The following is a 7,490-nucleotide window of genomic DNA, read 5'->3' as shown; positions in this document are numbered from 1 at the left end:
TGTACGGCAAGAAGACCGGCTCGACGCCGGACGGGCGCAAGGCGGGCGAGCCGTTCGCGCCGGGGGCCAACCCGATGCACGGGCGCGACCGGAAGGGAGCGATCGCCTCGATGGCCAGTGTGGCGAAGCTGCCGTACGCGCACGCGCAGGACGGCATCTCCTACACCTTCACCATCGTGCCGGGCGCGCTCGGCCCGACGGAGGGCGAGCGGGTGCGCAATCTGGTCGGCATGCTGGACGGCTACTTCGCGCAGGGCGGTCACCACATCAACGTGAACGTGTTCGACCGCGAGACGCTGCTGCACGCCATGGACCACCCGGAGCAGTACCCGCAGCTCACCATCCGGGTGTCGGGTTACGCGGTGAACTTCATCAAGCTCACCCGCGAGCAGCAGCTCGACGTCATCAACCGCACCTTCCACGGCGCGCATTAAGGCGGTATAGGGCGTCATGGTCGACGCCCGCCGCTTCGTTCTCGACACCAACGTCCTGGTCAGCGCCGCCCTCCTTCCCGAGGGCGGTGTTCGCCGTTACGAGCCGACCCGCCTGTGCGTCGAGGCCGCCAGGGGATCCGGCGTGCTGCTGGTGTCGGACTCCACCCTGGCCGAACTGCGCGAGGTCCTGCTGCGCCCCGCCTTCGACCGTTTCAAGCCCCGCCCCGACCGCGAAGCCTTCCTGGCCGCCATCGCCGCCGAGGCCGAGCGCGTCGAGCCGGCGGAGGAGCAGCGCCTGTGCAGCGACCCCGACGACGACAAGTTCCTGGCCGTGGCGCTGGCCGGCGACGCCGACGTGCTGCTGACCGAGGACAAGGCGGTCCTGGCGCTGAAGACCGTGGGCCGCACGCGCATCCTGCGGCCCATCGCGTTCCTCAAGCCGTAAAGCCCCGCCCCCGCTCGCATCCCGGCCGCGGCGCACCATCTCCTGCGTGTCCCCACCCGCGAGGCCTCTGCCCATGCGCTGCGAACCGAACGGCGCCCTGTGCCTGGTGCCGCACCCGCACCTCACCCGGCCGGAACGGCTGACCGGCTGGATCCACTCGGTCGAGACGGCCGGCACGGTGGACGGGCCGGGCGTGCGCTTCGTGCTGTTCACCGCCGGCTGCCCGCTGCGCTGCCTGTACTGCCACAACCCCGACAGCCAGCACATGAAGGAGGGCCACCGGGTCTCCATCGAGCAGGTGCTGGACGAGATCGCCTCCTACGCCGACATGCTGAAGCGCATGCACGGCGGCCTGACCATCTCCGGCGGCGAACCGCTGGTGCAGCCGGAGTTCACCGGCGCCGTCCTGCGCGGCGCCAAGGAGCTGGGCCTGCACACCGCGCTGGACACCTCCGGCTACCTGGGCGCGCGGGCGGGCGGCGCCCTGCTGGCCGACACCGACCTCGTGCTGCTCGACGTCAAGCACATCGACCCCGACACCTACCTCCGCCTCACCGGCGTCGAACTGCAGCCGACGCTGGACTTCGCCCGCCACCTCGACGCGCTGGGCAAGCCGATGTGGATCCGCTACGTGCTGGTGCCGGGCCTGACCGACCAGCCCGACGCCGTGGAGAAGCTGGCGGACTTCGTCGCCACCCTCGGCTCGGTCGAGCGGGTGGACGTGCTGCCCTTCCACAAGATGGGCGAGTACAAGTGGTTCGAGCGCGACCTGCGCTACCAGCTCGCCGACGTGCAGCCCCCCACCCCCGAGTCTGCCGAGGCGGTGCGCGGCGTCTTCCGGTCCCGCGGCCTGTTCGTCGATTGAGTCTCGACAAACGGGACGCGGTTTGTAGAATGAACCGTGAACATTTCGCAGCCCGCGGGTGGAGCGATGAGCATGGACGCGACCAGCGGCGGCCAGCCCCTTCTCTTCGACGATCTGCCGGAAACGGTCTCCGCCGTCCGCCGGAAGCCTCGCCGTGTCCGCACGGCGGCCGAGCCGGTCGCGGTCGACCGCGTCTCCGAACCGGCACCCATGCCGCCCTCTGCGCCGCCTCGCCCGATGGCGCCGCCGCCCGTGGCGCAACCGGCCGCGCCCGCGCCGCTCGACCCGGCGGCGCTGACCAACCCGGAGCTGCGCGCGCTGGTGCGCGGCCTGAACGACCTGCGGCTCAGCTACCTGCTGGTCGAGGCGGCGCGCGAACTGAAGCAGCGCGTGCAGCCCGAGGTGGACGAGGACGGCGTCGTCTCCGACCCCAACCCGTCGCTGCTGCGCGCCGCCCGGCTGACCGTGGCCGAGCTGTCCGGCGAGGACGACTGAACGCAGTTGCGCCCACCGGCGGACGCGGCACAATGCGTGCCGTGCCTTCCGCCGTCCCGGGATCCCGATGTTCCTCGCCTCCACCGCCCGCGCCCTGGCGCTGACGCTCGCCGTGTCCGCGTTTCCCGCGCTCGCCGCGGACACCGCGCCGCCGGCTCCGCCGCCCGAGCCGATGGTGGGGGGCGAGTTGACGGCGTTCGGCGCCGTGCGCGCGGCCAACCGCAACGGCACCATCCCGGCCTGGACCGGCGGCATGAGCCAGCCGCCGCCGGACGTCTACACCCCCGGCCAGCACATGCGCGACCCGTTCCCCGACGACACGCGCTGGTTCACCGTCCGCGCCGGCGACGTCGAGCGCTACAAGTCCCGCCTTACCGCCGGCCAGATCGCCCTGTTCACGAAGTTCCCGGCGAGCTTCGAGATCCCCATGTTCCCGACGCGGCGCACCGCGGCGGCGCCCCAGCGCGTCGCCGAGGCCAGCATCGAGAACGCCGCCGGCCGCGCCCGGCTGCTGGAGAACGGCTTGGCGATCACCGGCGCCCGCATCGGCATTCCCTTCCCGGCGCCGAAGACCGGTGAGGAGGCGATGTGGAACCATCTGCTGCGCTGGCAGGGCGAATCGGTCACCCGCACCTACGGCATCGCCATCCCGGACGAGCGCGGCCACTCCGCCCCGTCCGTCTACCGCGAGGACCGGCTGTCCCTTTACGCCCAGGGCCAGGACGGCCCGGTCGCCGTGCACCGCCGCCGCGTCGGCCTGCGCCCGGCCGAGGCGGCGGGCGCGGCGCTGCTGACGCAGCAGACGCTCAACCCGCTGCAGCGCCCCCCGGTCACCTGGTACAAGCCGCCGGGCGAGAAGACGCTGCCGGTGCGGGCCGCCGACTTCGCCTACGACACGCCCGACCCGGCGGCCGGCGGGCTGCGCACCGCCGACATGCAGGACATGTTCTCCGGCCTGCTCGACCGCTTCTCGTTCGAGCTGCTGGGGCGGCGCGAGATGTACGTGCCGTACAACGCCTGGCGCCTGCTCGCCCCCGACCTGACGCCGGAGGAGGTGTTCTGGTCGGCGCACCCCAACCCGACGCTGACCCGATACGAGCTGCACCGCGTCTGGGTGGTCGAGGCGACGCTGAAGCGCGGCCTGCGCCACGCCTTCCCGCGGCGCGTCTATTACCTGGACGAGGATTCCTGGCAGATCCTGATGGCCGAGCATTACGGCCCGGACGGCGAGCTGGCGCGCTACGCCGAGGTCCACCCCATCGTGCACCCGCAGGTGCCGGTGCTGCTGCCGGCGCGCGAGGTGACCTACGACCTGACCAGCGGGCGCTATCTGGTGGTCGGCCTGGACGGCGCGGAGAAGCCGCCGGTGTTCGACAAGCCGCTGCGGCCGGAGGACTTCACGCCGGAGGCGCTGGTGCCGAAGCGGCGGTGAGGCGGTTCGCCTGCCCCCTCCCTACCCCTCCCCCGCTTTGCGGGAGAGGGAACTGCCGCCGCCCCGCCCCCTCCACCGCGAAGCGGGGGAGGGCCGGGGAGGGGGCAAAACTTACCGCTTTTCATCCTCGCCCAGCGGCACCCCGTAGATCTCCAGCCGGTGGCCGACGATGCGGTAGCCCAACTCGCGGGCGATGCGTTCCTTCATCGCCTCCAGTTCGGGGTTGGTGAACTCGATCACCTGGCCGGAGCGGGTGTCGATCAGGTGGTCGTGGTGCTGCCCGCGCTTCTCCTCGTAGCGGGCGCGGCCGTCGCCGAAATCCACCTTCTCCACCACCTCGGCGTCTTCCAGCAGGCGCATGGTGCGGTAGACCGTGGCGATGGAGATGCGCGGGTCGAGGCGGACGGCGCGGCGGTGCACCTCCTCGACGTCGAGGTGGTCCTCCGCCTCCGACAGGACCTGCGAGATGACGCGGCGCTGGCCGGTCATCTTCAAACCTTTTTCCAGGCACAGCGCCTCGAGCCGTGACGACATGCGCTCCCGACCTCCCCGCCTTGAACGAGCGACGATGATACCGCCGGGCCACCGCCCACCGATTGGGCAATGACGCGACAGAACGCCGCATCTATGCCAAATCGCCCGTTGACGCAACTGCCTTGCTGCCGCTGCAATGGCGGAAGCCGGAACACCGGCACAACGACAACGGGAGTGGGACAATGAAGCTGTTCGCACCGGCCGCGGTTGCGGTCGCGCTGGCGCTGTGCGCCGGGACTACCTTCGCGCAATCCATGCCGGGCGCGTCGGCCGCCATGAAGGACGCGGCGGGCAAGGACGTCGGCAAGATCACGCTGACCCAGCACCCCGGCGGCGTCGTCATCCGCGGCGAGCTGGAGGGGCTGCCGCCGGGCTGGCACGCCTTCCACATCCACGCCGCCGGCAAGTGCGAGCCGGACTTCGCCGCCGCCGGCGGCCACTTCAACCCGAACGGTGCCAAGCACGGCCTGGCCGGCAAGGAGCCGCACGGCGGCGACCTGCCCGGCTTCTACGTGGACGAGCGCGGCCACGCCCGCTTCGAGGCGTTCACCCACGGCGTCTCGCTGAACGACGGCGCGGCCAACGGGCTGTTCGGCGCCAACGGCACCGCGTTCGTCATCCACGCCAAGACCGACGACTACGCGACCGACCCCGCCGGCAACTCCGGCGACCGCATCGCCTGCGGCGTCATCAAGAAGGGCTGACCCGCGCCGCGACGCCCGGCAAATCCTTGCAAATCCGGCCTTTCCGCCCTATCTGAGGGGCTGCCGCGTTTTGCGCCGGGGTTTGCCGGGCGGGCGGCCAGCAGCCAGGATTTCCCCGTCTCCATGACCGATTTCAAAGACCTCGGCCTGATCGAGCCCCTTCTGCGTGCCGTCGAGGCCGAGGGCTACACCACCGCGACGCCGATCCAGGCGCAGGCGATCCCGGCGCTGCTTCAGGGGCGCGACGTGCTGGGCCTCGCGCAGACCGGCACCGGCAAGACCGCGGCCTTCGCGCTGCCGATCCTCCAGCGCCTGTTCGAGAACCGCAAACGGCTCGCGGCCAGGACCATGCGCGCGCTGGTGCTGACGCCGACGCGCGAGCTGGCCCTGCAGATCCGCGACGGCTTCAACACCTACGGCGGCCACCTGCCGATCCGCTGCACGGTGGTGCACGGCGGTGTCGGGCAGATGCCGCAGGTGCACGCGCTGGCCCGCGGCACCGACGTGCTGGTCGCCACGCCGGGCCGGCTGCTCGACCTGATGGCGCAGAAGCACGCGGTGCTGTCCTCCGTCGAGGTGTTCGTGCTGGACGAGGCCGACCGCATGCTCGACATGGGCTTCATCCAGGACGTGCGGACGATCGCCGCCCAACTGCCGAAGCCGCGTCAGACCCTGCTGTTCTCCGCCACCATGCCCGACGCGGTGGCCAAGCTGGCGGCCAGCGTCCTCGCCCCCGACCCTCTGCGCATCGAGGTGACGCCGCAGGCCACCACGGTGGAGCGCATCGACCAGCGCGTGCTGTTCGTCGAGCGCGCCGACAAGCGCCGCCTGCTGGCCGAGCTGCTGGGCGACACCAGCATCGCCCGCACCATCGTCTTCGCCCGCACCAAGCACGGTGCCGACCGCATCGCCGAGCACCTGAAGAAGGCGGGCGTGTCCGCCGACTCGATCCACGGCGACAAGTCGCAGACCGCACGCCAGAAGGCGCTGGACGGCTTCCGCGCCGGCGAGGTGCGGGCGCTGGTGGCGACCGACATCGCGGCGCGCGGCATCGACGTGGACGGCGTGACGCACGTCATCAACTTCGACCTGCCGAACGAGCCGGAGAGCTACGTCCACCGCATCGGCCGCACCGCGCGCGCCGGCAGCGCCGGCATGGCGCTGTCCTTCTGCGACGCCGAGGAGGTGGCCTACCTCAAGGCCATCGAGAAGACCATCCGCCAGCCGGTCCCCGCCGACCCCAGCCACCGCTACCACGCCGCGGCGGTGGCGCAGCTGCACGCCTCGCACCAGGGCGGCGGCGCACCGAAGCCCGGCGCGCGGCACGACCGCCGGCCGCCAAAGCATGGCGGGCCGAAGAAGAGCGCGGCGTAGAGGTGTTTCTGGCCCTCCCCTGCCTCCGGCGGGGGAGGGTTGGGTGGGGGCATCGAATTTCTGGGCAGGCCATAGGCCCCCACCCTTCCCGCTTCGCGGGCCCCTTCCCTCCCCCGCCGGAGGCGGGGGAGGGACTGAAAGGCTACTCCACCCGCTTCCCCGTCTCCGCGTCGAACAGGTGCCACGCCTCCGCCGGCGCCACCAGCGTCAGCGCGTCCCCTTCCCGGCAGCTCGGCAGCCCCGGCAGCCGCGCCAGCAGCACCTGCCCGCCGGCCAGCCGCCCGTGCACCACGGTGTCGGCGCCCAGCGCCTCGACCAGCTCCACCGTCACCGGCAGCCCGCCCTCGGCCACGCTCAGGTGCTCCGGCCGCACGCCCAGCTTCACCGCGCGCCCGGCTTGGCCCGCATACGGCCGCGGCAGGATCACCCTCACCCCGCCCAGGTCGGCGCCAGCGCCGCCCGCGTCCAGCGTAGCGTCCACAACGTTCATCGGCGGCGAGCCGATGAAGCCCGCCACGAACAGGCTGGCCGGGCGCTGGTAGACCTCCAGCGGCGTGCCGACCTGCTCGGCGACGCCGTGGTTCATCACCACGATGCGGTCGGCCAGCGTCATCGCCTCGACCTGGTCGTGCGTCACGTACAGGCTGGTGATGCCCAGCCGGTCCTGCAGCCGCTTGATCTCGACGCGCATCTGGTTGCGCAGCTTGGCGTCCAGGTTGGACAGCGGCTCATCGAACAGGAACACCGCCGGCTCGCGCACGATGGCGCGGCCCATGGCGACGCGCTGGCGCTGGCCGCCGGAGAGCTGGCTGGGCTTGCGGCCGAGGAACGGCCCCAGCTCCAGGATCGCCGCGGCCTTGTCGACGCGCGCCTGGATCTCGGACTTGGGCAGGCCGCGGATCTTCAGGCCGTAGGCCATGTTGTCGAACACGCTCATGTGCGGGTAGAGCGCGTAGTTCTGGAACACCATGGCGATGTCGCGGTCCTTGGGCTCCAGCCCGTTGACCACGCGCCCGCCGATGGCGATGTCGCCGGCGGTGATCGCCTCCAGCCCCGCCACCATGCGCAGCAGCGTCGACTTGCCGCAGCCCGAGGGGCCGAGCAGCACCAGGAACTCACCGTCCGCCACGTTCAGGTCGATCCCCTTGATCGCCTGCACGCCGGCGTAGGACTTGCGGACCTGCTTCAGTTCAACCGTCGCCATGTT

9 protein-coding genes are annotated in these 7,490 nt (G+C 71.7%); 7 read left to right on the top strand and 2 right to left on the bottom strand.

Translation table 11 applies throughout. The features are described from left to right. The 5 genes from ACRWK7_RS08625 to ACRWK7_RS08605 all read left to right on the top strand — a co-directional run. Positions 1 to 434: glycine radical domain-containing protein (locus tag ACRWK7_RS08625; RefSeq protein ID WP_431855796.1), on the top strand; the 434-nt coding region annotated here is incomplete at its 5' end. A gap of 16 nt (positions 435 to 450) precedes the next feature. After that, on the top strand, positions 451 to 879 hold the full coding sequence (locus ACRWK7_RS08620; protein WP_431855795.1) for a putative toxin-antitoxin system toxin component, PIN family: 429 nt from the start codon (positions 451 to 453) through the stop codon (positions 877 to 879). Between the two features lie 73 nt (positions 880 to 952). After that, positions 953 to 1,744 (top strand): pyruvate formate-lyase-activating protein, encoded by a 792-nt coding sequence (gene pflA / locus ACRWK7_RS08615; protein ID WP_431855794.1) that lies wholly within the window; start codon positions 953 to 955, stop codon positions 1,742 to 1,744. 72 nt (positions 1,745 to 1,816) lie between these two features. Beyond that, positions 1,817 to 2,239 carry a hypothetical protein gene (locus tag ACRWK7_RS08610; protein WP_431855793.1) on the top strand — a complete coding sequence of 141 codons (423 nt, stop codon included), beginning with the start codon at positions 1,817 to 1,819 and terminating at the stop codon, positions 2,237 to 2,239. Between the two features lie 67 nt (positions 2,240 to 2,306). After that, entirely contained in the window at positions 2,307 to 3,671 is a 1,365-nt protein-coding gene (locus tag ACRWK7_RS08605; protein WP_431855792.1) for a DUF1329 domain-containing protein, read from the top strand. Between the two features lie 111 nt (positions 3,672 to 3,782). On the opposite strand, the gene ACRWK7_RS08600 is transcribed toward ACRWK7_RS08605, so the two are convergent. Further along, positions 3,783 to 4,205, bottom strand: coding sequence for a Fur family transcriptional regulator (locus ACRWK7_RS08600; RefSeq protein ID WP_431855791.1), 423 nt, complete (start codon positions 4,203 to 4,205; stop codon positions 3,783 to 3,785). Positions 4,206 to 4,387: 182 nt separating this feature from the next. On the opposite strand from ACRWK7_RS08600, the gene ACRWK7_RS08595 reads away from it, so the two are divergent. Then, entirely contained in the window at positions 4,388 to 4,909 is a 522-nt protein-coding gene (locus tag ACRWK7_RS08595; RefSeq protein WP_431855790.1) for a superoxide dismutase family protein, read from the top strand. A 123-nt stretch (positions 4,910 to 5,032) separates the two neighbouring features. Further along, positions 5,033 to 6,283, top strand: coding sequence for a DEAD/DEAH box helicase (locus ACRWK7_RS08590; protein WP_431855789.1), 1,251 nt, complete (start codon positions 5,033 to 5,035; stop codon positions 6,281 to 6,283). 142 nt (positions 6,284 to 6,425) lie between these two features. Here the strand turns inward: ACRWK7_RS08590 and ACRWK7_RS08585 are convergent, their stop codons facing one another. Then, positions 6,426 to 7,487 carry a sn-glycerol-3-phosphate import ATP-binding protein UgpC gene (locus ACRWK7_RS08585; RefSeq protein WP_431855788.1) on the bottom strand — a complete coding sequence of 354 codons (1,062 nt, stop codon included), beginning with the start codon at positions 7,485 to 7,487 and terminating at the stop codon, positions 6,426 to 6,428. Between the last annotated feature and the right edge of the window lie 3 nt (positions 7,488 to 7,490).

This window comes from Azospirillum sp., assembly GCF_050789165.1.
The sequence above is the reverse complement of the archived record's forward strand: the minus strand, read 5'-3'. Positions and strand labels throughout refer to the sequence as shown.

Coding starts and splice junctions, on each gene's coding strand:
- ACRWK7_RS08620 (WP_431855795.1), top strand. CDS start 451: ATGGTCGACGCCCGCCGCTTCGTTCTCGACACCAACGTCCTGGTCAGC.
- pflA (WP_431855794.1), top strand. CDS start 953: ATGCGCTGCGAACCGAACGGCGCCCTGTGCCTGGTGCCGCACCCGCAC.
- ACRWK7_RS08610 (WP_431855793.1), top strand. CDS start 1,817: ATGGACGCGACCAGCGGCGGCCAGCCCCTTCTCTTCGACGATCTGCCG.
- ACRWK7_RS08605 (WP_431855792.1), top strand. CDS start 2,307: ATGTTCCTCGCCTCCACCGCCCGCGCCCTGGCGCTGACGCTCGCCGTG.
- ACRWK7_RS08600 (WP_431855791.1), bottom strand. CDS start 4,205: ATGTCGTCACGGCTCGAGGCGCTGTGCCTGGAAAAAGGTTTGAAGATG.
- ACRWK7_RS08595 (WP_431855790.1), top strand. CDS start 4,388: ATGAAGCTGTTCGCACCGGCCGCGGTTGCGGTCGCGCTGGCGCTGTGC.
- ACRWK7_RS08590 (WP_431855789.1), top strand. CDS start 5,033: ATGACCGATTTCAAAGACCTCGGCCTGATCGAGCCCCTTCTGCGTGCC.
- ACRWK7_RS08585 (WP_431855788.1), bottom strand. CDS start 7,487: ATGGCGACGGTTGAACTGAAGCAGGTCCGCAAGTCCTACGCCGGCGTG.